Source organism: Sphingopyxis bauzanensis, from assembly GCF_002205675.1.
Taxonomy (GTDB): domain Bacteria; phylum Pseudomonadota; class Alphaproteobacteria; order Sphingomonadales; family Sphingomonadaceae; genus Sphingopyxis; species Sphingopyxis bauzanensis.
On sequence record NZ_NISK01000004.1, the window covers coordinates 495,554 to 516,948 of the forward strand.

28 protein-coding genes and 1 riboswitch are annotated in these 21,395 nt (G+C 65.5%); of the genes, 13 read left to right on the forward strand and 15 right to left on the reverse strand.

What is annotated here, in order from left to right; all coding sequences use genetic code 11:
* The first annotated feature begins 39 nt into the window (after nt 1-39).
* On the forward strand, nt 40-459 hold the full coding sequence (locus CDQ92_RS17925; protein ID WP_088443205.1) for a DUF3035 domain-containing protein: 420 nt from the start codon (nt 40-42) through the stop codon (nt 457-459).
* Between the two features lie 15 nt (nt 460-474).
* On the opposite strand, the gene CDQ92_RS17930 is transcribed toward CDQ92_RS17925, so the two are convergent.
* Nucleotides 475-834, reverse strand: coding sequence for a winged helix-turn-helix transcriptional regulator (locus tag CDQ92_RS17930; protein WP_088443207.1), 360 nt, complete (start codon nt 832-834; stop codon nt 475-477).
* A gap of 77 nt (nt 835-911) precedes the next feature.
* Between CDQ92_RS17930 and CDQ92_RS17935 the strand changes: the two genes are divergently transcribed.
* The 3 genes from CDQ92_RS17935 to CDQ92_RS21465 all read left to right on the forward strand — a co-directional run bounded on the left by CDQ92_RS17935 (nt 912) and on the right by CDQ92_RS21465 (nt 1,691).
* Nucleotides 912-1,346, forward strand: coding sequence for a PaaI family thioesterase (locus CDQ92_RS17935; RefSeq protein ID WP_188682393.1), 435 nt, complete (start codon nt 912-914; stop codon nt 1,344-1,346).
* 83 nt (nt 1,347-1,429) lie between these two features.
* Nucleotides 1,430-1,597: a type II toxin-antitoxin system RelE family toxin gene (locus CDQ92_RS21460; RefSeq protein WP_201792071.1), complete on the forward strand. Its 168-nt coding sequence runs from the start codon at nt 1,430-1,432 to the stop codon at nt 1,595-1,597.
* A 1-nt stretch (nt 1,598) separates the two neighbouring features.
* Complete coding sequence (locus CDQ92_RS21465; protein ID WP_201792072.1) at nt 1,599-1,691, forward strand: type II toxin-antitoxin system RelE family toxin; 93 nt, start codon at nt 1,599-1,601, stop codon at nt 1,689-1,691.
* On the opposite strand, the gene dxs is transcribed toward CDQ92_RS21465, so the two are convergent.
* On the reverse strand, nt 1,688-3,616 hold the full coding sequence (dxs, locus tag CDQ92_RS17945; protein WP_088443209.1) for a 1-deoxy-D-xylulose-5-phosphate synthase: 1,929 nt from the start codon (nt 3,614-3,616) through the stop codon (nt 1,688-1,690). The two genes, CDQ92_RS21465 and dxs, sit on opposite strands and share 4 nt — an antisense overlap.
* A 77-nt stretch (nt 3,617-3,693) precedes the next feature.
* Nucleotides 3,694-3,918, reverse strand: coding sequence for a hypothetical protein (locus tag CDQ92_RS17950; RefSeq protein ID WP_088443211.1), 225 nt, complete (start codon nt 3,916-3,918; stop codon nt 3,694-3,696).
* A gap of 203 nt (nt 3,919-4,121) precedes the next feature.
* On the opposite strand from CDQ92_RS17950, the gene CDQ92_RS17955 reads away from it, so the two are divergent.
* Nucleotides 4,122-5,147 (forward strand): MipA/OmpV family protein, encoded by a 1,026-nt coding sequence (locus tag CDQ92_RS17955; RefSeq protein WP_158213888.1) that lies wholly within the window; start codon nt 4,122-4,124, stop codon nt 5,145-5,147.
* Nucleotides 5,148-5,313: 166 nt separating this feature from the next.
* Here CDQ92_RS17955 and CDQ92_RS17960 read toward each other — a convergent pair whose 3' ends face one another.
* Nucleotides 5,314-6,204: a LysR family transcriptional regulator gene (locus tag CDQ92_RS17960; RefSeq protein WP_088443215.1), complete on the reverse strand. Its 891-nt coding sequence runs from the start codon at nt 6,202-6,204 to the stop codon at nt 5,314-5,316.
* Between the two features lie 142 nt (nt 6,205-6,346).
* Between CDQ92_RS17960 and CDQ92_RS17965 the strand changes: the two genes are divergently transcribed.
* From CDQ92_RS17965 to CDQ92_RS17980, 4 genes are read left to right on the forward strand one after another with little or no spacing between them, the layout of a single operon-like run.
* Complete coding sequence (locus CDQ92_RS17965) at nt 6,347-6,973, forward strand: pyridoxamine 5'-phosphate oxidase family protein (RefSeq protein ID WP_088443217.1); 627 nt, start codon at nt 6,347-6,349, stop codon at nt 6,971-6,973.
* Nucleotides 6,974-6,975: 2 nt separating this feature from the next.
* Nucleotides 6,976-7,584, forward strand: coding sequence for a glutathione S-transferase family protein (locus tag CDQ92_RS17970; RefSeq protein WP_158213889.1), 609 nt, complete (start codon nt 6,976-6,978; stop codon nt 7,582-7,584).
* A 20-nt stretch (nt 7,585-7,604) separates the two neighbouring features.
* On the forward strand, nt 7,605-7,817 hold the full coding sequence (locus tag CDQ92_RS17975; RefSeq protein WP_336596122.1) for a tautomerase family protein: 213 nt from the start codon (nt 7,605-7,607) through the stop codon (nt 7,815-7,817).
* Nucleotides 7,814-8,269 carry a DMT family transporter gene (locus tag CDQ92_RS17980; RefSeq protein WP_088443223.1) on the forward strand — a complete coding sequence of 152 codons (456 nt, stop codon included), beginning with the start codon at nt 7,814-7,816 and terminating at the stop codon, nt 8,267-8,269. Before CDQ92_RS17975 ends, CDQ92_RS17980 begins: the two co-directional genes overlap by 4 nt.
* Here the strand turns inward: CDQ92_RS17980 and CDQ92_RS17985 are convergent.
* Nucleotides 8,266-8,709 carry a DUF6265 family protein gene (locus CDQ92_RS17985; RefSeq protein WP_088443225.1) on the reverse strand — a complete coding sequence of 148 codons (444 nt, stop codon included), beginning with the start codon at nt 8,707-8,709 and terminating at the stop codon, nt 8,266-8,268. The genes CDQ92_RS17980 and CDQ92_RS17985 overlap by 4 nt on opposite strands.
* Nucleotides 8,710-8,962: 253 nt before the next feature.
* Nucleotides 8,963-9,074: riboswitch (TPP riboswitch) on the forward strand.
* A gap of 45 nt (nt 9,075-9,119) precedes the next feature.
* On the opposite strand from CDQ92_RS17985, the gene thiC reads away from it, so the two are divergent.
* Nucleotides 9,120-11,012 carry a phosphomethylpyrimidine synthase ThiC gene (thiC, locus tag CDQ92_RS17990; protein WP_088443227.1) on the forward strand — a complete coding sequence of 631 codons (1,893 nt, stop codon included), beginning with the start codon at nt 9,120-9,122 and terminating at the stop codon, nt 11,010-11,012.
* A gap of 95 nt (nt 11,013-11,107) precedes the next feature.
* Here the strand turns inward: thiC and CDQ92_RS17995 are convergent, their stop codons facing one another.
* Entirely contained in the window at nt 11,108-11,824 is a 717-nt protein-coding gene (locus CDQ92_RS17995) for a GGDEF domain-containing protein (protein WP_088443229.1), read from the reverse strand.
* Nucleotides 11,825-11,999: 175 nt separating this feature from the next.
* On the opposite strand from CDQ92_RS17995, the gene CDQ92_RS18000 reads away from it, so the two are divergent.
* Nucleotides 12,000-12,446, forward strand: coding sequence for a glycine zipper 2TM domain-containing protein (locus tag CDQ92_RS18000; protein WP_088443231.1), 447 nt, complete (start codon nt 12,000-12,002; stop codon nt 12,444-12,446).
* Nucleotides 12,447-12,519: 73 nt separating this feature from the next.
* On the forward strand, nt 12,520-13,338 hold the full coding sequence (locus tag CDQ92_RS18005) for a ThuA domain-containing protein (RefSeq protein WP_088443233.1): 819 nt from the start codon (nt 12,520-12,522) through the stop codon (nt 13,336-13,338).
* Here the strand turns inward: CDQ92_RS18005 and CDQ92_RS18010 are convergent, their stop codons facing one another.
* The 3 genes from CDQ92_RS18010 to CDQ92_RS18020 all read right to left on the reverse strand — a co-directional run bounded on the left by CDQ92_RS18010 (nt 13,339) and on the right by CDQ92_RS18020 (nt 15,122).
* Nucleotides 13,339-14,220 carry an arylamine N-acetyltransferase family protein gene (locus CDQ92_RS18010; protein ID WP_088443235.1) on the reverse strand — a complete coding sequence of 294 codons (882 nt, stop codon included), beginning with the start codon at nt 14,218-14,220 and terminating at the stop codon, nt 13,339-13,341.
* A gap of 94 nt (nt 14,221-14,314) precedes the next feature.
* Nucleotides 14,315-14,743 (reverse strand): OsmC family protein, encoded by a 429-nt coding sequence (locus CDQ92_RS18015; RefSeq protein WP_088443237.1) that lies wholly within the window; start codon nt 14,741-14,743, stop codon nt 14,315-14,317.
* Between the two features lie 46 nt (nt 14,744-14,789).
* Nucleotides 14,790-15,122, reverse strand: a complete 333-nt coding sequence (locus CDQ92_RS18020) for an Mpo1-like protein (protein ID WP_088443456.1) — start codon at nt 15,120-15,122, stop codon at nt 14,790-14,792.
* Nucleotides 15,123-15,233: 111 nt separating this feature from the next.
* On the opposite strand from CDQ92_RS18020, the gene CDQ92_RS18025 reads away from it, so the two are divergent.
* On the forward strand, nt 15,234-15,455 hold the full coding sequence (locus CDQ92_RS18025) for a hypothetical protein (protein ID WP_088443239.1): 222 nt from the start codon (nt 15,234-15,236) through the stop codon (nt 15,453-15,455).
* A 105-nt stretch (nt 15,456-15,560) separates the two neighbouring features.
* On the opposite strand, the gene CDQ92_RS20945 is transcribed toward CDQ92_RS18025, so the two are convergent.
* From CDQ92_RS20945 to CDQ92_RS18050, 6 genes are all read right to left on the reverse strand, one after another.
* Nucleotides 15,561-15,746, reverse strand: a complete 186-nt coding sequence (locus CDQ92_RS20945; RefSeq protein ID WP_144035819.1) for a hypothetical protein — start codon at nt 15,744-15,746, stop codon at nt 15,561-15,563.
* 157 nt (nt 15,747-15,903) lie between these two features.
* A complete protein-coding gene (locus CDQ92_RS18035) occupies nt 15,904-16,359 on the reverse strand; it encodes a YaiI/YqxD family protein (protein WP_088443243.1) in 456 nt (151 codons plus the stop codon).
* A 13-nt stretch (nt 16,360-16,372) separates the two neighbouring features.
* On the reverse strand, nt 16,373-16,504 hold the full coding sequence (locus tag CDQ92_RS21860; RefSeq protein WP_268239169.1) for a hypothetical protein: 132 nt from the start codon (nt 16,502-16,504) through the stop codon (nt 16,373-16,375).
* A 78-nt stretch (nt 16,505-16,582) separates the two neighbouring features.
* Nucleotides 16,583-17,341 carry a sulfite exporter TauE/SafE family protein gene (locus CDQ92_RS18040; protein ID WP_088443245.1) on the reverse strand — a complete coding sequence of 253 codons (759 nt, stop codon included), beginning with the start codon at nt 17,339-17,341 and terminating at the stop codon, nt 16,583-16,585.
* Nucleotides 17,338-18,051 (reverse strand): uracil-DNA glycosylase, encoded by a 714-nt coding sequence (ung, locus tag CDQ92_RS18045; protein ID WP_088443247.1) that lies wholly within the window; start codon nt 18,049-18,051, stop codon nt 17,338-17,340. The genes CDQ92_RS18040 and ung overlap by 4 nt, the downstream gene beginning before the upstream one ends.
* 121 nt (nt 18,052-18,172) lie before the next feature.
* Complete coding sequence (locus CDQ92_RS18050; protein ID WP_088443249.1) at nt 18,173-21,253, reverse strand: TonB-dependent receptor plug domain-containing protein; 3,081 nt, start codon at nt 21,251-21,253, stop codon at nt 18,173-18,175.
* Nucleotides 21,254-21,395 lie beyond the last annotated feature (142 nt).

A 21,395-nucleotide genomic window follows, 5' to 3' on the forward strand; every position in this document is an offset into this window, starting at 1 on the left:
GGGGGCGCCGATTAACGGGGCGCATAGGAGAATATTCAAGTGAACCGGACCACCGCCATCCTGGCCGCCTCGATTTTCGCAACCACACTGTCGGCCTGCGGGTCGAACAATCTGTTCAACCGCGACCGGCCCGATGAATTTGCGGTGTCGCGTCAGGCGCCGCTCGTCGTGCCGCCAGACTTTTCGCTGACCCCGCCCGCCCCCGGCACCGCACGTCCCGGCGGGGAAACGACCGCGGAGCAGACGCTGCGCGCGCTGTTCGGCGGCCCCTCGGCCCGCAGCCCCAACGAAGCGGCGGTGATCAGCAGCGCCGACGGCGCCCGCGCCGACCCCGGCATCCGCAGCCAGGTCGGCAGCCCCGACACCCAGGTCGTCGACAAGGGTCTGGTCGTCCGCGATATCCTGGCCGCCCCCGAAGGCGACGGCCGCGACGCACAGGCAGCCATTCCCGGCGCTTAAGCTAGCGTTTCCAGGTCAATAAATCCCCGGCCCGGCATCGCCCGGGCCGTTTTCTTTGGGCGCGCGCGGCAGCCATTCGTCGCCCCACGCCTTGATCGCATCATATGTCGGGCGCAGCGCCTGCCCCGCATCGGTCAGCCGATAGGCCGCACGCTTCGCATCGGGCGGCACTCGCTCCATCACCCCGGCATCGACCAGCCAACCGATCCGCGAGGTCAACGCCGCGCGCGATATGTCGAGCCGCGCGACAAAATCCTCGAAGCGGTCAAAGCCCAGAAACGCCTCGCGCAGGATCAGCAAGACCCAGCGGTCACCGAGCAGGCGCGACGCGCGGCCGACGGCGCAGGGCGAGCGAGAGGCGGTATAATCTTTCACAGGTCTGGATTTAAGACTTGACGGCTGCCCGGCGCAAGCAGTATTTAGTCTGCAATGCAGACTTAAAAGGATAGCACATGCGCGGTCAGACCTTCGCCAGCAACGACGAAGCCGTCGCCTTTATGAAAAGCGTCGCGGTCGATGCGTCGGGCTTCACCGCCTTCCTCGGCGTCGAACCGCTGCGCTGTTTCCAGGGTGAGGCCGAACTGCTACTCGCGCTGCGCCCCGACATGACCCAACATCACGGCTATGCCCATGGTGCGATTGTCGGGCTGATGGCCGACAACGCCTGCGCCTGGGCCGCCAGCAGCGTAATCGGCGATGTCGTCACCGGAAGTTATACGATCAACTTCCTCGCCCCCGCGATGGGCAGCCATTTGCGATCGCGCGGAACGGTGATTAAGGCGGGCAGGCGGCAGGCGATCGTCCGCGCCGATGTCTGGGCCGAAAGCGAGGGCGAAGAACCGCGCCGTTGCGCGATCGCGCAGGCGACGATCGTCCCTGTTGGCTAACGAAGAGCAGCGACACCGCGGTAAACAGCACCAGCGCCTCGACCATCGCCCGCGACGCATGGCCCGCGGCGCGCCAGTATCCGGTGGCTTGGACGATTGAGCTCGACGACGGCGCGCGCCGCGCCTTCCGCAAGATTGCTCGCGAACAGGCCGATCGCATCACGAGCTATCTGGAGGAACTCACCACCCTCGATGACCCGCGACAGCGCGGCAAAGCGCTGACTGGAAGTCAAACGGCTTTGGCGGTATAGGTTGGAAGACTATCGTATCGTCGTGCATATCTACGACGAGCAGCTGGTGGTTCTCGTTCTCACGCTCACCCATCGCCGCGAAGTCTATCGCTAAGCCCGCGCCCCGGCCTCTTCCACACCCGCGCTGTTGTGCCGCAACGCTTTCAGAACGCAATCGACGATCTGCGGCGCGTTCAACCCCGCGGCGTCATATTGCAGTTCGGGCTTGTCCTGATCCTGGAACATATCGGGCAGGCGCAAAGTGCGCAGCTTCAGCCCCGCATCGATCAGCCCCTCGTCGCTCGCGAGGGTCAGCACATGCGCGCCGAGGCCGCCAACGCTGCCTTCCTCGACCGTCACACACACTTCGTGGCTGGCCAGCGTCTTGCGGATCAACTCCTCGTCGAGCGGCTTGGCAAAGCGCAAATCGATGACGCTCGTCGACAGACCGCGCGCCTCCAGCGTTTCGGCGGCTTTCAGCGCCTCGGCGAGCCGTGTGCCGAGCGAGAAGATCGCGACGGTCTTGCCGCTGCGCACAACGCGCCCCTTGCCGATCTCCAGCTTCACCGGAACCTCGGGTAGCGCCACCCCGGTGCCATTGCCGCGCGGATAGCGGAAAGCGATCGGCCCCGCGTCATATTCGGCGGCGGTATAGGTCATATGGACCAGCTCGGCCTCGTCGGCCGCCGCCATCACCACCATATTGGGCAGCGTCGCCAAATAAGTAACGTCGAACGACCCCGCATGCGTCGATCCATCGGCGCCGACCAGCCCGGCGCGGTCGATTGCAAAGCGCACCGGGAGGTTCTGTATCGCCACGTCATGCACGACCTGATCATAGGCTCGCTGGAGGAAGGTCGAATAGATCGCGCAGAACGGCCGCATCCCCTGCGCCGCCAGCCCCGCGGCAAAAGTCACCGCATGCTGTTCGGCGATGCCGACGTCGAAGCTGCGTGTCGGATGCGCCTTGGCGAACTTGTCCACGCCCGTCCCCGACGGCATCGCCGCGGTGATCGCGACGATGCGCGGGTCGGTGTCGGCCAGCTTCGCCAGCGTCTCGCCGAACACATTCTGATACGCCGGCGGTCCCGGCGGCGCTTTCGCCTGTTCGCCCGTGATGACATCGAATTTCTGCACGCCATGATATTTGTCGGCGGCGGCCTCGGCGGGGGCATAGCCCTTGCCTTTCATCGTCACAGCATGGATCAGCACCGGGCCATGGTCGCTGTCGCGGACATTTTCCAGGATCGGGATCAGATGGTCGAGGTTATGCCCGTCGATCGGCCCGACATAATAAAAGCCGAGCTCCTCGAACAGCGTCCCGCCCATTGCCATGCCGCGCGCGAACTCGTCGGTCTTTTTCGCCGCCTTGTGCAGCGGCTCGGGCAATTTGCGCGCAAAGCGCCGAGCAATTTCGCGCAGCTCAATGAACGGCCGCGACGACACCAGCTTGGCGAGATACGCCGACAATCCGCCGACCGGCGGCGCGATCGACATGTCATTGTCGTTCAGGATAACGATCAGCCGATTGCCCGCCTGCTTCGCATTGTTCATCGCCTCATAGGCCATGCCCGCCGACATCGAGCCGTCGCCGATCACGGCGATCGCGCGGCCGGGCTGGTCCTTCAGCTTGTTGGCGATCGCAAAGCCCAGTGCGGCGCTGATCGAGGTGGAGCTGTGCGCAGCACCGAACGGGTCGTACTCGCTCTCACTGCGCTTGGTGAAGCCCGACAGGCCGCCGCCGGTACGCAGGGTGCGGATGCGGTCGCGGCGCCCAGTGATGATCTTGTGCGGATAGCATTGGTGCCCGACGTCCCACACGATCTTGTCGCGCGGGGTGTCGAACACATAGTGGAGCGCGGTGGTCAGTTCGACGACCCCGAGCCCGCTGCCCAGATGCCCGCCGGTCGTCCCGACCGCCGAAATCATCTCGGCGCGCAGCTCGTCGGCGAACTGGCGGAGGTCTTCGGGCTTCAGCTTGCGGAGGTCGGCGGGGACATCCACCGTGTCGAGCAGCGGCGTTGACGGTCGATCGGTCATCGCACGGTCATAATGGTAACCCGCGATACTGTCGAATGAAAAGCCAATCTTATCCCTTCCCGCAAGCGGGAGGGGAGCTAGTCATCCTCCTCGTCGCGTTTTGCCGCGTCCACCTGCGCGTAAAGCCCGCGCACCATCAGGTCGGTGAACACCAGCATCACCCCGACCATCCCGACCAGCAGCGCGGCCGCGGCGACCGGAAACGGCCCGATGCTGTCGATCGCCCCGCGCCGCAGCGCCAAGGCGAGCGCCGCTGCGGTCGCCATCAGCGCGTAACCGATCAGGCGCGGCGTGCGGTTCATGCCTGTGACAGCATGGGTTGGACAAACAGGATAGCGCTTCGCCGGGAACCAATGGCGAAGCGGCGCGATAGGGAAGCGGCAAGGCAGCGGTGATGCATGAAAAGCACGATGCGGCCAAAACCATCTTTGGGCAAGGCGAAGCCTTTGCAATGCCCGGACCATCGCTTAAACCTCGGCAAGAGGGGCAAAATTATAGGACGAACATGCCCACGTTAACCCCGCTTTTCCGCCCTGTTCGTCCGAAGTGTTCGTTTTCGCTTCTCGCCGCGCTGGCCTTCATCGGCTTCGCTGCAGCACCAGCGGCGGCCAAAGAGGCGGCGGTCCCCGCTGCTCCGGTCGCGAACGGCTTTGAAGAGCTGGCCCCCGGCGCCGAACAGCCCGCGCAATATATGCAGGACGTCAGCGACATCGACGACGACATCCTGCTCCCCGCGGCGCGCGACGACGATGACGATCCCGACCGCAAATGGTCGCGCAACTATATCTCGGTCGCCGCCGGCGTGCTCAGCACCCCCAGCTACAACGGCTCCGACGAGCGCCGCCTCCTGCCCGCTTTCTATGTGCGCGGCCGCTACGACGGCTATTCCTTCTCGACCCGCGGCACCAATTTTCAGGTCGACCTGATCCGCCATCGCCGCGGCCAGACGACCGACTATAAGTTCGGCCCGATCATCAACCTGCGCGGCGACCGCACCAGCGGCATCAAGGATCCGCAGGTCGAGGCGCTCGGCGAAAAGAAGCTCGCGGTCGAAGTCGGCTTTTTCACCGGGGTCACCCACACCGGGGTCATCACCAGCGATTACGACCAGATCGGCTTTCGCTTTGTCGCGCTGAAAGACGTGTCGGGACGCCACGGCAGCTGGGCCGCATCGCCGACGATCGATTATGGCACCCCGCTGTCGAAACGCGCCTATCTGGGCGTATCGGCGTCGGTGAATTTTTACGGCAAGGGTTTCGGCCGTTATTATTACGACATTGATGCGCTGGGCAGCGCCGCGAGTGGCCTGCCCGTCTATACCGGCGCCGGGCGCAAGGCGACCGCGGGCAAATATACGCTCGGGCTGGCGGGCGCCTATGCGCTGTCGGGCGACCTGCGCAAGGGCTTCGTGCTGATCGGCGGCGCCCAATATGCCCGCATGGGGTCGCGCTACGCCGATTCGCCGATCATCAAGGACGTCGGCAGCGCGAACCAATGGCTGCTGGGTGGCGGGCTGGCGTATCAGTTCTAAGCGGTTGCGCTGCGAGCGTTGATCCTCCCTGTGGCGAAGCCATGGGGAGGGGTGGAGGGGCCGCGACGTCGGCGCCAACGCCCCTCCGTCAGCGCTTCGCGCTGCCACCTCCCCATGGCTTCGCCACGGAGAGGATTGTTTACTTGCTGCGCTGGATCTGACGGGATCATCCCAGCCCCGCCACCCGCGCGCGCCCCTTCATCGCCTCGACAAACGACCGCACCGCGGGCAACCCGGCGCGCGACGACTCGAACAGCAGGTGGACCGGGAACGCGGGCGGCTTTTCCCCTGACAGCAACGCGATCAACCGCCCCGCCGCCAGCGCATCGGCGAGCTGGTAGCTCAGCAGATTGGCGATCCCCAGCCCCGCCTCCGCTGCCGCCAGCGCCCCGTCAACCGTGTTGAGCACCAGCCGCGGCCGCGGGTCGAGTCGCCACCGGGCGCTCGCCAGCTGCCACTCGCCCGCCGCGCGCGGCCCCATCGTTCCGATCAGGTCGTGCCCCGCCAGCTCGGCGATCGTCTGCGGCGCCCCGCGGCGCGCCAGATAGGCCGGGCTGGCGACGAGCATCTGGCGCACCCAGCCGATCCGCACCGCCTTCAGCCCCGAATCGGCGAGCGCGCCGATCCGCACCGCGACGTCGATACCCTCTTCGACGATCCGCACATTGCGGTCGATCAGCATCATCCGCACCATCAGCTCGCGATGCTCGGCCATCAGCGCGCCGACGACGGGCAGCACATGCAATCGCCCGAACATCACCGGGGCAGTCACATACAGCTGCCCCCGCGGCTCCGCCGCTGCGCCGCGGAGCTCGCGCTCGGCCCCGGCGAGGTCGGCCAGGATGCGCCGCGCCTGCTCGAGAAACGCCGCCCCCGCATCGGTCAGCGCCACCGCGCGCGTCGAACGATGGAACAGCACCGTCCCGAGCCGCGCCTCGAGCGCCGCGATCCCGCGCGTCACCGCGGGCGGCGAGCTGCCCAGCTTACGCGCCGCCGCAGCGAACCCACCTTCGCTCGCCACCGCGACGAACATTTCCAGGGTCAGCAACCGGTCCATTGATTATTCCACTTATAGGAACAGAGTTGTTCAATCTTCGCTTGTTATCACATTCAGCACAACGATCTAAATGCGGTCTGGCGAACGGAGGTATGTCCCCCCTCTCGGCCTTCGTTCGCTCCCTTTGCAAAGGATCGGCATCATGGCGCGCAACTACCGTCACACCCTGTTCAACGACGCGGTCAAGGTCCTGCAGGAACGTCACGGCTCGCGCGCCGCCTATCTCAAGATGGACGCGGGCGCCGATGGCACCCCCGACACGCTCACCGCCAAGGAACTGGGCTACATCGCACTGCGCGACAGCTTTTACATGGCCAGCGTCAACGCCGACGGCTGGCCCTATATGCAGCATCGCGGCGGCCCCGCGGGCTTCCTGCGTCATATCGAGGGCAACCGCATCGGTTTCGCCGACTATCGCGGCAACAAACAATATATCAGCACAGCGAACCTTGCCGGTAACGACCGCGTCTCGCTGTTCCTGATGGATTATCCGAACAAGGACCGTTTGAAGCTCGTTGGCCACGCGCACAGCATCGAACTCGCCGATGATCCCGCGCTCGTGACGTCGCTGATGCCCGAGGGTTATCGCGCCGTCCCCGAACGCGCCTTCCTGATCGACGTGATCGGCTGGGAGTGGAATTGCTCGCAGCACATCACCCCGCGCTTTACCGAGGCCGAAATTTCCGCCGCGATCCAGCCGATAGCTGCCGAACTCAACCAATTGCGCGCCGAAAACGCCGCGCTTCGTACCCAGCTTTCCGGAGAATGACGATGATCCAGCTTTATGGCAGCCCGCGGTCGGGTAATACCCACAAGGTCCGCATGGCGCTCGCCTTCCTCGACCTGCCGTGGGACGAGCAGCTGACCGACGCCGCCGCGCGCCAGTCCGACGCTTTCGCCGCGATCACCCCGATGCGCCAGATCCCCGTCTATGTCGAAGCCGACCGCAAGCTGCGCGACAGCCAGGCGATCCTGACCTATCTCGCGGCGCGCCACCGCCCCGGCGACTGGGACGGCCATAGGCCCGAGGAACGCAGCGAAATCGCGCTCTGGCTGTCGCATGCCGCCAACGAAATCGCGAACGGCCCGGCTATGCTGCGCCTCGCGCGCCAGTTCGGCGCGGTTATCGCCGAGGCGCAGGCGCAGGCAGTCACCGCGCGCATCCTGCCGGTGATCAACGCTCACCTGTCCGACCACCGCTGGCTCGTCGGCGACCGGCTGACCATCGCCGACCTCGCCGCCAGCCCCTATCTGGCGCTGGCGGGCGAGGCCGACATCGATCTTGCCCGCTGGCCGGCAATCGGCGAATGGACAGACCGAATCGCCGCGCTGCCGAGATTTCCCGCGATGCCGGGCTGGCCCGCGCAAACCGCCAGCTAAGGAGCCCACCATTGCCCTATGTGAACATCAAGATTACCCGCGAAGGCGCGACGCCCGAACAAAAGGCCGAGCTGATCGGCGGCGTCACCGAATTGCTCCAGCGCATCTTGGGCAAGAACCCCGCGACAACCGTCGTGACCATCGACGAGGTCGATCTCGACAATTGGGGCATCGGCGGGCTGCCGGTCGCCGAATTTCGCGCCGCGCAGGCTGCAAAAGCGCCGCCGCAATGACCGCGAACAACGCCCCGACCTTTGCGATCATCATGCTGCTGACCGGCATAGGCATCCCGATCCTCGCCGCGCTCAACGGCGGGCTTGGCGGGCGGCTTGGCAGCCCGATGGCGGCGTCGATGATCCTGTTCGGCCTCGCCTTTCTGATCGCCACCACCGGCGCGCTCGTCACCGGGTCGGTCGGCCAGATCCGCTTCACCAGCGACATCCCGTTTCACTTCTACTTCGGCGGGCTGTTCGTTGCTTTCTATGTGATCGCGGTGACCTTCATCGCGCCCAAATTCGGGGTCGGCAACGCGATCTTTTTCGTCCTCGTCGGCCAGCTGGTCAGCGCCGCCGTAATCGACCATTTCGCGCTGTTCGGATCGATGCCTTTTCCGGTCGACGCGAAGCGCCTCGCCGGCATCGCGCTGATGGTCGCGGGGGTGTATCTGGCGCGCCGGACGGGCTAGCGGCGCCGGTAAACCCAGCGCATCTGTTTCGACCCGTCGATCAGCGAAATCGTCGCGGTCAGCGTCTCGCCATCGCGGGCATATTGGATGCGCTGCGGATAATCATGCGAAGCGTTCTCGAACGTCGCGCTCGTATCATCGCGCCGCACCAGCCGGAACGCCACCGGTGCGCCCCCACCCGGCTGCGCGATATAGGCGGGGATGCCGTCGGCACCCGCCTGCACCCGCAGAAACTCGAAGTCGCGCAAGCTGTCGCCGCGCCCCGACCGGCTATGCCCCAGCATCACCCCGCCGCGCGGCGCCGTCCAGCTTTCCTCGGTCCAGCGCTCGCTCTCCTCGCGGCTCCACCGCCCCGCCAGCCACGCCAGATCATCGACCGTCGCCGCCGGACTGGCCGCGAGCAGTACCGCGGCCGCGGCCATCGCCAAAATTGCTTTCATACCCGCCTCCTGCAACCCCCGCCTGCCAACATCGCGGCATGTTGTCTTGAACCGACGCGACAATCATCGTCTAACCGCAGCGATGGATTATCGCGAGACCCCGCCGCCACAGTTATGGCGCCGGCAAGCGCCGCTTCTAGGAGCAGCGCAGCTACGACAGCCGCGTCGCCGGCCAGTTCGTGCACGACTTCCTCGCTGCCGCAGCGAAATGGTGCCGCGCCGCTCGACAGCGACGCTACGGCCCGCTACACCTTTGTCATCCCCGGGGAGCCTGCCGCGCAAACGCAGGTTGAGAGCGGAATACACCGCGACCCGTTGAACCTGATCCGGATAATACCGGCGGAGGGAGGGTCGGCGTTCCCCAACCGGGAAACCGTCTTTCGCTCCGATAACCAACGGAGCGACTGCACATGGCCGACATCGAATCCCGCCTCGAAAAGGCGCAAGCCCAGCCCATCGGCGTCACCACCGGTCCGATCCGCGGCAGCCGCAAGATCCACGTCGCAACCCAGACCGGGAGCGGCATCCGCGTCGCGATGCGCGAGATCGACCTCGACCCGCACAGCGGCGAGCCCCCCGTCCGCGTCTATGACACCAGCGGCCCCTACACCGACGCCAACGCGACGATCGACATCAATGCTGGCCTGCCCGAGATCCGCAGCCAGTGGATCCGCGGCCGCGGCGACGTCGAAGAGGTCACCCAGCGCGAGGTAAAGCCTGAGGATAACGGCCAGCTCGGCCCGGATCGCTCAGGCGGCGTCCCCGCCTTCCCCAACGTCCGCCGCCAGGTGCTCCGCGCCAAGCCGGGGCACAACGTCAGCCAGATGCATTACGCCCGGCGCGGCATCATCACGCCCGAGATGGAATATGTCGCCGAGCGCGAGAATCTCGGCCGCGCGCGCCTCGCCGAGTACAAGCGCGACGGCGAAAGCTTTGGCGCCAGCATTCCCGACTATGTCACCCCCGAATTCGTCCGCGACGAGGTCGCCCGCGGCCGTGCGATCATCCCCAGCAATATCAACCACCCCGAATCGGAACCGATGGCGATCGGCCGCAATTTCCTGGTCAAGATCAACGCCAATATCGGCAACAGCGCGGTCGCCAGCGACGTCGCGGCCGAGGTCGACAAGATGGTCTGGTCGATCCGCTGGGGCGCCGACACCGTCATGGACCTGTCGACCGGGCGCAACATCCACGACACCCGCGAATGGATCATCCGTAATTCGCCCGTCCCGATCGGCACCGTCCCCATCTATCAGGCGCTGGAAAAGGTCGGCGGCGTCGCCGAAGACCTGACCTGGGAAATCTTTGCCGACACTTTGATCGAACAGGCCGAACAGGGCGTCGACTATTTCACCATCCACGCCGGGGTTCGCCTGCCCTACGTCCCCCTCGCGGCCAAGCGCATGACCGGCATCGTGTCGCGCGGCGGCAGCATCATGGCAAAATGGTGCCTCGCGCATCACAAGGAAAGCTTCCTCTACGAACGCTTCGACGAGATTACCGAGATCATGAAGGCCTATGACGTCGCCTACTCCCTCGGCGATGGCCTCCGCCCCGGCAGCATCTATGACGCGAACGACGAGGCGCAGTTCGCCGAGCTCTACACGCTGGGCGAACTCACCAAGCGCGCCTGGGCGCAGGATGTCCAGGTGATGATCGAGGGCCCGGGCCACGTCCCGATGCACAAGATCAAGGAGAATATGGAAAAGCAGCTGGAAGCATGCGGCGAGGCGCCCTTCTACACCTTGGGGCCGCTCACCACCGACATCGCGCCGGGCTATGACCATATCACCAGCGGCATCGGCGCCGCGCAGATCGGCTGGTACGGCACCGCGATGCTTTGCTACGTCACGCCCAAGGAGCATCTCGGCCTGCCCGACCGCGACGATGTGAAGGTCGGCGTCGTCACCTACAAGCTCGCCGCCCACGCCGCCGACCTCGCCAAAGGCCACCCCGCCGCGCAGGTCCGCGACGACGCGTTATCGAAAGCGCGCTTCGAATTCCGCTGGCGCGACCAGTTCAACCTTTCGCTCGACCCCGACACGGCGGAGCAGTACCACGACCAGACCTTGCCCGCGGAGGGAGCCAAGACCGCGCATTTCTGCAGCATGTGCGGCCCGAAGTTCTGCTCGATGAAGATCAGCCAGGAAGTGCGCGAGTTCGCCCGCTTGCAAAATCAGGACACCGAAGGCTTCATCGCCGTCGAGGAAGCCGAAAAAGGCATGGCGCAGATGAGCGAAGTTTATGAGGAATCGGGCCGCGAACTCTATCTCGGCTCCGGCGGGCGCGAACATGACTGATGAGCGGAAGGAACGCAGCTTTCCGCCCGATTTTGCGGGGTCGATAGAGTGACAAGTTTGACAAATTCGCCGCCGCCGCCGCGGCAGCGAGCGGTTCAGCTTGCCAGCGCCATCCGGTCGCGGCCACCGTCCTTTGCCGCGTAAAGCGCGGCGTCGGCGCGCGACAGCAGGCTGTCCAGCCGTTCGCCAGGGTGCGCCGCCGCGACCCCGAAACTGCACGTCATCCGTTTCAGCCCCGCGGCGGAGGGTGCCGGCATATGCGCCAGTTCGGCGGCGATCCGGGCCACCAGCGCCGTGGGGTCGGTTGCGGCGGGGACCAGCAGCGCAAATTCCTCGCCGCCGATCCGCGCCACGATGCTGCCGTGCGGCGCCGCCTGTGTCAGCACCCCCGCGGCATGGACCAGCGCCTCGTCGCCCGCGGCATGCCCCATGCTGTCGTTGATCCGCTTGAAATGGTCGATGTCGGCGACCAGCAATTGCAGCGGCTCGCCCGCCGCCAGCCGCGCGCGCGCCGCCTCTACAAAGGCGCGGCGATTGTCCAGCCCGGTCAGCGCGTCGCGCCGCGCCAGCGTGTCGAGCGCGTCATTCGCCAGGTGCAGCCGCCAGCTCAGCAGCGCGACCCAGCCATAGGCGGTCGGCGCGACCAGCAGCGGCACGATCGCCGCCGCCCACATCGCGCCGCGATATTCCAAGTCACCAAACTGCACGAAGCTCAGATGGGTGAACAGCATCGACGCCGCGACCGATCCGCCGACGACCAGCAGGCCGCCCATGATCAGGCGCGTGGCAGGGTTTTTGCGGGGAACGTCCATCAACCCGCTATAACGGAGCGTAGTAAATTTCTATTAAGCGAAATTGGTCGCGCCCTTCAACGCCCGCAACGCTCGCGCCTGCGCGGAACCATGCGCGCCACCGGGTGTCTATCTACCAGAGGGGTAAACATACGACCCGGCGTGCCTGGCACGCGGCCCCATTGGAGAGACTTCGATGAAAAAGATGATGATGATCCCCCTCGCTGCCGTGACCGCGCTCGCGGGCGGCTGCACCTCGACCGGCAGTTATGACGACGGCGGCTATGGCTATTATGATCGCAACACCTACACCCAGTACGGCAACTATGACTACAACCGTCCCGATCCGCGCCACGGCGGCTATTATGCCGACAATTATTACCGCTCCGACCGCCGTTACCGCGAACGTCGCCTGTCGAACAATGACCGCGTCTATCGCGGCCGCGACGGCAAATTTTACTGCCGCCGCAACGATGGTTCGACCGGGCTGATTGTCGGCGGTATCGCTGGCGGCGTGGCGGGCAACGTCATCGCGCCGGGCGGGTCGGAAACGCTGGGCACCATCCTCGGCGCGATCGGCGGCGCCGTTGCCGGACGCGCAATCGAACGCAGTGGTAACAACAACGACGTGCGCTGCCGCTAAACGAATCGCACGGCGGCTTGTGTACGGTGCCGACGGTCATTAGCAATCGACCGAGAATGATCGGGAGATTGTCATGATCGCCGCCGCCAAACTTGCCGCCGCGCTTCTGCTGACTTTGGGGGCGGCGCAGGCCGCCCCCGATCCGCGGCGGCCGACGCCGACGCTCGACAATGTGGCGCCCAAACTGCCCGCGCTGACGCGTCCTGCGGTGCTGATCGTCAGCAAGACCAACGGCTATCGCCACGACAGCATCGCCCAAGCGGTACCCGCGATCGAGAGGCTGGTAAAAGTGCGCGGGTGGCGCAGCTTTGCCACCGAAAACGCCGCGGTCTTTAACCCGCGACAACTTGCCCAATTCGACGTGGTCGTATTCGCCAATGCCAGCGGCGACATCTATACCCCCGATCAGCGCGCCGCCTTTCGGGCGTGGCTCGCAAACGGCGGCGGCTTCGTCGGGCTGCATAGCGCAGGCGACGGCAGCCACCCCAGCTGGTTTGTCCGTATGCGCGGCAACGGCAATTTCACCGGCCATCCCGGCGGCGCCGACCAGTTTCAGGCCGGCGACCTGGTCGTCACCGACCGCACCCACCCCGCGACCGCGCATTTGCCCGAACGCTGGCGCTGGACCGACGAATATTACAGCTGGGACGCCCCGCCGACTGCCGACGCGCGCGTGCTGGCAAAGCTTGACGAAGCGAGCCTACGGCTGGAGCCCAAGCTGCAGATGGGCGGCGATCATGCGCTGATCTGGTGGCGCTGCGAAGGCCGCGCGCGCATCTTTTATTCCGCGCTGGGCCATCGGGCCGAGGCATGGGCTGATCCCGCACACCTGACAATGCTGGACGGCGCCATCGGCTGGGCTGCGCGGCAGGAAGGCACCGGCTGCGATTAGCTAATTCGCAATCTCCGCCGTCGCCGCGCGCTCGATTGCGGAACGCCAGCTGCGCTGTACGGGCAGCAGGAAAATCTCGGCCAACGTCCGCTCGATCTCGTCGGCAGTCAAATAGCGCCGGTCGATCCGTCCGTCGGCCAGCCGCGTCGTCAACCGGTTGTCGCGCAGCCCATACCGCGCCTCGGCGGTCGTGCGCGCCGCGATCAGCTGGTGGCGGAAATGCGACTCCGGGTGCGTCGATGTGTACCAATTGCCGACGACGCAATCGACCGGCGGCGCCGCGGCATCGTCGAGCCGGTACAGCGGCTTCCACTCGTCGCCGATCTGCGCCTCGACTTCCCATCCGAAACCGCCGCGCCGCACGCGATAGCTTTCGTGCCGCGTCGGCTGCGGTGCCTCGCTGTCCATCGCCAGCGGCTGCGGCGGCACCGCGGCACCGAACCCGACATCGGCGAGCCAGGGCCGCCCATCGAGCGTCACCAGCACCACCTGGTGCGTGCGCGGGGTCGCGGGGGCATCGTCGGCCAGCATCCAGCGCACCCGCCCCAGCATCGCTTCGGCCTCGAATCCGATCGCCTGCAAGACGCGCAGGAACAGGCCGTTCTGTTCGAAGCAATAACCGCCGCGCCGCCGGTCGATCAGCTTCGCCTCGACCGCGTCGGCGCCGATGTCGATCCCGGTGCCGGTCAGCGCATCGATCGCTTCGAACGGAATCGCAGCGATATGCGCCGCCTGCAACGCCGCCAGCACCTCCAGCGTCGGCGCCACCGGACCGGTGTACCCGATCCGCGCCAGATAGCGCGTCAGCAGCGGAGCTCGCTCGGACGGCGCGGGATCGCCATCGTCGGCGCTGTAAGAGGGAGCAGCGGGATAGTGCAACATCGGCAAGGACTCCGTTCACGAATCAACTGCCGACACTTATGAAAGCTCAAGCGCGGTTGAGATCAAGCACCAATCGCGCTCGCCACCGCCACGCTCAGCTTTCCAGGCTGTGCTCCAGCGTGATTTCGCAATCGAGCAGCTTCGACACCGGGCAGTTCATTTCGGCTTCCTTGGCGATCGCGGCGAATTTGTCGGCGCCGATCCCCGGCACTTTGGCGACCAGCGTGAGTGCCGACTGGCTGATCTCAAACCCGCCGTCGATCTGATCCAGGGTCACCGCCGCGCTCGTCTCCAGCGTGTCGCCCGCATAGCCCGCGCGCGCCAGCCCGAACGACAGCGCCATCGTGAAGCACGCCGCGTGCGCCGCCGCGATCAGCTCCTCGGGGTTGGTTCCCGGCAGCCCCTCGAACCGAGTCCCGAACCCATAGGGCTGCTTGTCGAGCACCCCCGACTTGGTCGTGATCGACCCTTTGCCCTCCTTGCCGAAACCTTCGTAGCGGGCGGATGCGCGGTTGACGGTCATGCTGGTGTCTCCTTGGCTGGAAATGAAGAAATCAAACGTTGGGACGTCAACGCGCCACCCCCGCCTTGTCGAGCTCGGAGCCGAGGCGCCCAGTCAGCCACAGCCCCCACATTTTGAAATCGGCCGCCAGGCTCCACAGCGGATAGGTAAAGGTCGCGGGCCGGTTCTTTTCGACCCCGAAATGCGCCGCCCACGCAAAGGCATAGCCCGCCAACGGCAGGAAGATCAGCCACCCCCACCGCCCGCTCACCACCGCGGCCACCGCGATCAACACGACCAGGCTGGTCCCGACATAGTGCAGCGCCCGCGTCGACGCCTTGCTATGCTCGCGGAGGTAAAAGGGCCAGAATTCGGCAAAGCTGGTGTAGAGTCGCGGCATCGAGGGAAGATGCGGCGCGCGAGCGGCACGGTCAAGACGCGGCGCGATTTTGACTTTGGTCGGCGGCGCATGGTGATAGGCTGGCGCGCCAGGCGACAAGGGGGTGGAGCCATGAAAAAATCGACGCGTGCGCTGGTCGGCATGATCGGTCTCGACCTTGCCGTGATTATCGGCGCTTGGTGGGTGGTCGAACAGACGCGCAGCGGAGCATGGATCGCGCCCGATCCTGCGGCATCGATCAGCATGATTACCACGACCGCAGGCATGATCGTCGGCGTCGTCACCGCGGTGCTGCTGCTCGCTTTCGTCGTGCACCGCCGCGCCGGCAACTGACGCAAACCGCATAAAACAGCAACCCTCCCGCCGGGGTCGCTTCGGCGGAAGGGTTGGTGCCGGTCCGGCGTGGTGCGCCGGTCCGGAGATGAATATTCCGTCGGTTCAGCGCGCCGCGGCTTCGCGGACCTTCTGCACTGCGGGCAGCAGCAGGCCGATCAGGATCTGCACCGGATTGGTCGCGATCGTCATGCTGCCCTGCGCGGGCTGCGCCGACTGCGCCATTGCCGGGGTCGCCGTCAGCGCGAGGGTCAGCGCGAACGCGGGGGCGAGAAGCATCTTCCTGGTCATCGTCTCTTCCTTTCGATTGCTGTCATTCCGTTTTGAATTTCGTTCGGGACGCTCCCGATGCACCGAGTTATGGCGCGCGATGCCGAGCGCCGCCGTGATCTCCGTCACTGGCCACGAAAAAATTCACAACGCGTTGAAATGAAATGAAAGAAAAACGCTACCCGCGCTTCAGCCGTACCAAGGCGCTGTCGAGCGCCTGCAAAAATTGCGAGCGATCGGCCTTGGTGAACGGCGGTGGGCCGCCGATCTGGTCGCCCCCGGCGCGCAGATCGGCCATGATCGCGCGCGTCGCGATCGCGGGGCCGATCGACGCCATTGTAAAGGGCTTGCCATTGGGGCCAAGCACGATCGCTCCCGCCTTGAGCGCGCGGTCGGCGAGCAAGATGTCGGCGGTGATCACCACGCCCGCCGCATCCGCCGCTTCGGCGATCCAGTCGTCGGCGGCGTCGAAGCCATCCGACACCACCACCCGCTCGATCAGCGGATGCTCGGGAACGCGCAACCGGCTGTTGCTCACCACCTTCACCGGCACTTCGTGCCGCCACGCGACGCGATAAATTTCGTCCTTCACCGGACAGGCGTCGGCATCGACCAATATCGTCAGGGTAGGCATAGCGGCGTTGCGGTTACTTCTTCATATTATCGAGGCCGGCGACCACCCCGACCTTGGTCGACGGATTGCTGGCGTTCGGCTTCTTGGGCTTTTCGGCCTTGGGCTTGCGGACTTCGCGGCTCGTCTTCTTTTGGCCTTTGGCCATGGTCAATACCTTGAAAGGGGGCGGACGCCTGTGCCCGTCGCGGCGCAGCCTACGCCTTTTGGCGCCGCAAGTCGCCCCTTATCCCGCCAGCCCGTCCCACATCAGCTTCGCGCCGAGCAACACCATGAGCAGATAAATCAGGACATAGAAACGCGCGCCGTCGATCCGTTTCAGCCAGCGCACCGTCAGCAAGGTCGAAACGATCGCGAGCGGCATCAGCAGTGCCGCGGCGACCAGCACCTCGTGCGGAAAGGCGCCGAGCGCGATATAGGCGGGCACCTTGATCCAGTTGATCGCAGCGAACAGCACCGAACTGGTGCCGACGAAGACCAGATGCGGCAGGCGGCGCGGCGTCACCCACATCTGGAACGGCGGGCCGCCCGCATGCGCGATCTGGCTGGTGAAACCCGTCGCGACCCCGAACAGACTGCCGACCCATCCCGGCGACGTCGATGCTGCGACGACGCGCCCGCCGCGCTCAACCCACAGCCGGTACAACCCGAACGCCAGCGTGATCGCGCCGAGCGCTGCCATCAGCTTCGCCTCATCGACCTGCTCGGCGAAAAAATAACCCGCGGCGATGCCGACCGCGGCGCCGGGCAGCATCCAGCCGATGATCCACCCGTCCCACGTCTTGCGGAACGACCACACGCTGACGACATCCTGCACGATCAGGATCGGCAAAAGCAGCGCCGCGGCGAGCGTCGGCGGCAGCACCAGCGCGACGATCGGGGTCGCGAGCGCGCCAACCCCCGAGAGGCCGCCTTTGGCCAGTCCGAGCAATATCACCGCGAGCGCCAGCACCGCGAGCGTCAGCGGATCGCTCAAAAAACTCATGCGGCGCCTGCTTCCGGATGTTCCGGCAACGCCCAGTCGATCGTCCCGCGCCCCTGCGCCGCCAGAAATTCGTTCGTCTGGCTGAACGGCCGCGACCCGAAAAAGCCGTTGTGCGCCGACAGCGGCGAAGGATGCGGCGCGCGCAGAATCAGGTGCGGACTGCCCGCACCCAGCCCCGCGACATTGGCCGCCTTCTTTTGTGCATGGCTGCCCCACAGGATGAACACCTTCGGCGCCGGATCGGCGGCGGCCGCCGCGACCACCGCGTCGGTGAAGGTCTCCCAACCCCGCTTCTGATGCGACGCCGCCATCCCCGCCTCGACCGTCAGGCAATTGTTGAGCAGCAGCACGCCTTGGCTTGCCCAATGCTTGAGGTACCCGTGCGATGCGCGGGGAATGCCCAGATCGCTCTGCATTTCCTTGTAGATATTGACCAGGCTCGGCGGCACCCGCACCCCCGGCTGGACCGAAAAGCACAGCCCATGCGCCTGCCCCGGCCCATGATAGGGATCCTGCCCCAATATGACGACACGGACATCATGCGGCAGTGTCGCATCCAGCGCCGCAAACCAGTCGCGCGGGCGCGGATAGATGGTCTTGCCCTTGTCGCGCTCGGCAGCAAGGAAAGCCTTGAGCGCCGCCATATAGGGCTGCGCGAATTCGCCGCCGATGCGCGCGAGCCAATCGGGATGCAGTTTGACCTCGGTCATGTCGGCGCTTCACCAGAGGGGCGCGGGCTTGTCCAGCCCGTTGGTCTGACGTCAACCGGCCGATACCAAAAACAATCCTCCCCATCGACTTGCGATGGGGAGGATTGGCAACGACTGCCCCCTACATCTTCCCCCGCACGCTCAAAAACACCCGCCGTCCCAGATAATCATATTGCGTCCCGAACGCCGGCGCCTGCCCGATCACCGGCGGGGTGGCCGTCACGACCGTCGACACCCGCGGCGGCGGCGTATCGAACAGGTTCGCAAGCCCCAAAGTAATCCGGAACCGCTCGGCAACATCGCGGCTCAGCGACAGCGAATGATAGAAGGTCGCGGGTACGCTGACATCGGGGCAGAAGCGCCCGCCGGGGCGGAAGCTCGACGTGCGGCACGGATCGCCGCCCTGCGCGCGCAGCAAATCGGCCATGTTCGACGCGCCGCCGGTGACGTCCAGCCCGTAGAACAAGGTCCAGCCGCCCTTCATCCAGCCGAGGTTGAAATCGCCGACCCATTTCGGATTGCCGATCTTGCCATTGTCATCGATCACCGTGCCGGGGAACAACGCGACCTTGTCTTCGATCTGCCAGGTCATCTGGGCGCGGAACGCCAGCGCTCCGAATTTGCCGAGATCCTGTTCGATCGCCAGCGACAGATCGACGCCGCGATTGCGCTGGCGGCTGATGTTGACATAGCGGTCGGTGACCCCCGCGACGCTCTGTGCGTCGGGGCCAGCCGCCGCGCGGGTAAACAGCGCGCACAGCGGCTCGTCGGGAAAGGTGTCCGAATCATAACAGCCGCTCAATATGTTTCCGGCGCCGAGCAAGGTGATCTCGTCCTTCACCTTGATATCGAAATAATCGACCGCGAGGCTGGTCCGCAGCCCGCCCCACAGCGCCCCCGACAGATCGGGGGTCAGGATCACCGACACGGTTTTTGCGGTCGAGGTTTCGGGCTTGAGCTGGCCAATCCCGCCACCCGACACTATCGTCGCCGGGCCGATCCCGCCCGCAAAATTCGGTCCGATGCCGTCAGCGGCGCAATTGTCGGCGACGCGCTGGCTGATCGCCCCCACCGCGAGCCGCGCTGCGGTCTGGATGCACGGATCGATCGCCTGCTGGCCAAGGAAACCGGTCTGATTTTCGAGGAACAGCTCGAACAGCGCCGGGGCGCGGAACGAGGTGCCCCAGGTGCCGCGAAAGCGCAGCCAGTCGGTCACCGCCCAGTCGGCGCCGACCTTCCACGTCGCGTCGCTGAAACTATCCTGCACTCCGTCGCGCCGGGTCGCGTCGACATGCGTATAGCGCGCGGCGCCCGACAAGGTCAGCCGCTCGATCATCGGCACATCCGCGAGCAACGGCACCTCGACCTCGCCGAACAGCTCCTTCGACGCAGTGCGGCCGGCGGTGATTCCCGAAGTCGTGAAGTTCGCGACATTGCCCGCCAGCGTCGCTGAGCCCGGGGTGTCGTTGATTTCGTCGCGGCGGATATTGGCGCCAAGCGCGACCCCGACCGGCCCCGCGGGCAGCGCGAACAGCTTGCCGGTCAGCAGCGCCTCGGCCGAGGTTTGCTTGAACAAGGTGCGCCCGGTTTCGCGCCCCGTCAGGAAGGCGCGCTCGGCAGCCGTGAAATCGCCGCGCAGCACGCGCGGATCGGTGAAGTCGATGTCGATGCACGGCACGCCGCGGATCGCGGTCGTGGTGCCGACGCACGAGCGGGTGCGCAAGGTCTGCGACGCGAGCGCATCCTGATAGATGACATCCTGCGTATAGCTGGCGTCCGACCGGCTGTGCTGGCCGTGGACGTCCCACTTCCAGCCGCCGCCGAATGTGCCGCGCAGCCCGAGCACGCCGCGGTAATAGTCGATGTCGGCGCGGCTTTGCGACTTCACCAGCACGCGCGGGCGCAGGATGAGGTTGCCGCCGAATTCGCCGTTGAACGGATCGCCCATGTCGAACGGGTCGCAGTTGTTTGCTGCCGGGTTGCAAAGGAAAAAGGGCAGCATCGACGCGCCGGTAAACTGCTCGAGCGTCAGCACCTGAAAACTATTGTTCCGCGACTTGCGATTGCTGAACAGCCCCTCGCCATACAGGGTGATGCTGTCGGTGATGTCATAGGCCGCGTCGGCAAAGGCGCTGATCCGGCTCACCCCCGAAAAGACGTCCGAATCCTGCTCGACCGGCTCGAACTGGTTGAGCGCACCGGCCGATGGGCCGTCAAAATTGACACCAAAGAAATCATCGGGGCCGAACACGCCGATCGGATTATAGGCATTGATCGGGATGCCGACCGCCGCAAATTCGGCGCCATATTGGCCGGCAAAGACCGCCTGCCCGTTCGGGGCGATCAGCCCGGGGCCAAAGGTCGGAAAACCGTCCTGATCAACCCCCGAAAAGTCGCTGAATATGATCGCATTGCCCACGGTACTGCTGCACGCGGGCCGCCCGGTCCGAAAATCGACGATGTCGGCGCGACTGCCATCGGCCTCGCGCTTCAGATATTCTTCCGAGCAGAACAGGAAACCGCGGTCGCGGCGGGTGAGGTTTTGCTGGCGGAAATAGTCGACCGTCGCAAAGATATGCCCGCGGTCGAACGTCTTGCCGAAACTTGCATCGACGCCATAGCTTTCGCCGCCGCCATGTTCGGTGATCGACGAAAAACCGCCGCCCTCGAACCCGTTGAGTTCGTTGCGGGTCAGGATGTTGACCACCCCCGCGACCGCATCCGAGCCATAGATCGACGAGGCTCCCGTCTTCAGCACCTCGACCTGGCGCACCACCGACAGGGGCAGCACGTTGAGGTCGAAGGGCGCGACCGACCCGCGGATCCCCGCTGGCCCCGCGCGGCGGCCGTTGATGAGCACCAGCGTCCGTTCCGCGCCGAGCCCGCGCAGCGACACGCTCTGCACGTCATTGCCGCCATTGGCGACGAAGCGGTTGGAAATCGCCGAGGTAATCTGGATCGATCCCTGCGCTGCGGGGGTCGATTGCAGGATGTCGGCCAGCTGGACCTGTCCCTGCAGTTTGGCGCTGTCGGGATCGATGATCTGGATCGGGTCAGCGCTGGTAAATTCGCTCTTCGCGATCCGCGAACCGGTGACGACAATGTCGTCTTCACCGCTCTGCGCCGCGGCGGGCGCCGCCATCAAGGCGATAACCGAGGCCGTTGCGGCCAGAAACACCTGGGGGCGGGTGCCTGATTTCATGATATTTTTTCCGACTTACTAGCGTTGAACCTGCCCCCCGGCGCGGAAAAGATACGGCAAACCCCGTTTCGATATGGTTACCGGCGGATAAAAATCTCAATTTGCGTCCTTCGCGCCACAGCTTGTCGCCGTGCGCCCGCGC

Coding starts and splice junctions, on each gene's coding strand:
- CDQ92_RS17960 (WP_088443215.1), bottom strand. CDS start 6,204: ATGGACCGGTTGCTGACCCTGGAAATGTTCGTCGCGGTGGCGAGCGAA.
- CDQ92_RS18050 (WP_088443249.1), bottom strand. CDS start 21,253: ATGAAATCAGGCACCCGCCCCCAGGTGTTTCTGGCCGCAACGGCCTCG.
- CDQ92_RS20945 (WP_144035819.1), bottom strand. CDS start 15,746: ATGACCAGGAAGATGCTTCTCGCCCCCGCGTTCGCGCTGACCCTCGCG.
- CDQ92_RS17955 (WP_158213888.1), top strand. CDS start 4,122: ATGCCCACGTTAACCCCGCTTTTCCGCCCTGTTCGTCCGAAGTGTTCG.
- CDQ92_RS18035 (WP_088443243.1), bottom strand. CDS start 16,359: ATGCCTACCCTGACGATATTGGTCGATGCCGACGCCTGTCCGGTGAAG.
- CDQ92_RS21860 (WP_268239169.1), bottom strand. CDS start 16,504: ATGGCCAAAGGCCAAAAGAAGACGAGCCGCGAAGTCCGCAAGCCCAAG.
- CDQ92_RS17995 (WP_088443229.1), bottom strand. CDS start 11,824: ATGGACGTTCCCCGCAAAAACCCTGCCACGCGCCTGATCATGGGCGGC.
- CDQ92_RS17950 (WP_088443211.1), bottom strand. CDS start 3,918: ATGAACCGCACGCCGCGCCTGATCGGTTACGCGCTGATGGCGACCGCA.
- CDQ92_RS18015 (WP_088443237.1), bottom strand. CDS start 14,743: ATGACCGTCAACCGCGCATCCGCCCGCTACGAAGGTTTCGGCAAGGAG.
- CDQ92_RS18000 (WP_088443231.1), top strand. CDS start 12,000: ATGAAAAAGATGATGATGATCCCCCTCGCTGCCGTGACCGCGCTCGCG.
- CDQ92_RS18040 (WP_088443245.1), bottom strand. CDS start 17,341: ATGAGTTTTTTGAGCGATCCGCTGACGCTCGCGGTGCTGGCGCTCGCG.
- dxs (WP_088443209.1), bottom strand. CDS start 3,616: ATGACCGATCGACCGTCAACGCCGCTGCTCGACACGGTGGATGTCCCC.
- CDQ92_RS17985 (WP_088443225.1), bottom strand. CDS start 8,709: ATGAAAGCAATTTTGGCGATGGCCGCGGCCGCGGTACTGCTCGCGGCC.
- CDQ92_RS18005 (WP_088443233.1), top strand. CDS start 12,520: ATGATCGCCGCCGCCAAACTTGCCGCCGCGCTTCTGCTGACTTTGGGG.
- CDQ92_RS18010 (WP_088443235.1), bottom strand. CDS start 14,220: ATGTTGCACTATCCCGCTGCTCCCTCTTACAGCGCCGACGATGGCGAT.
- CDQ92_RS17935 (WP_188682393.1), top strand. CDS start 912: ATGCGCGGTCAGACCTTCGCCAGCAACGACGAAGCCGTCGCCTTTATG.
- CDQ92_RS17980 (WP_088443223.1), top strand. CDS start 7,814: ATGACCGCGAACAACGCCCCGACCTTTGCGATCATCATGCTGCTGACC.
- CDQ92_RS17970 (WP_158213889.1), top strand. CDS start 6,976: ATGATCCAGCTTTATGGCAGCCCGCGGTCGGGTAATACCCACAAGGTC.
- CDQ92_RS18020 (WP_088443456.1), bottom strand. CDS start 15,122: ATGCCGCGACTCTACACCAGCTTTGCCGAATTCTGGCCCTTTTACCTC.
- ung (WP_088443247.1), bottom strand. CDS start 18,051: ATGACCGAGGTCAAACTGCATCCCGATTGGCTCGCGCGCATCGGCGGC.
- CDQ92_RS18025 (WP_088443239.1), top strand. CDS start 15,234: ATGAAAAAATCGACGCGTGCGCTGGTCGGCATGATCGGTCTCGACCTT.
- thiC (WP_088443227.1), top strand. CDS start 9,120: ATGGCCGACATCGAATCCCGCCTCGAAAAGGCGCAAGCCCAGCCCATC.
- CDQ92_RS17965 (WP_088443217.1), top strand. CDS start 6,347: ATGGCGCGCAACTACCGTCACACCCTGTTCAACGACGCGGTCAAGGTC.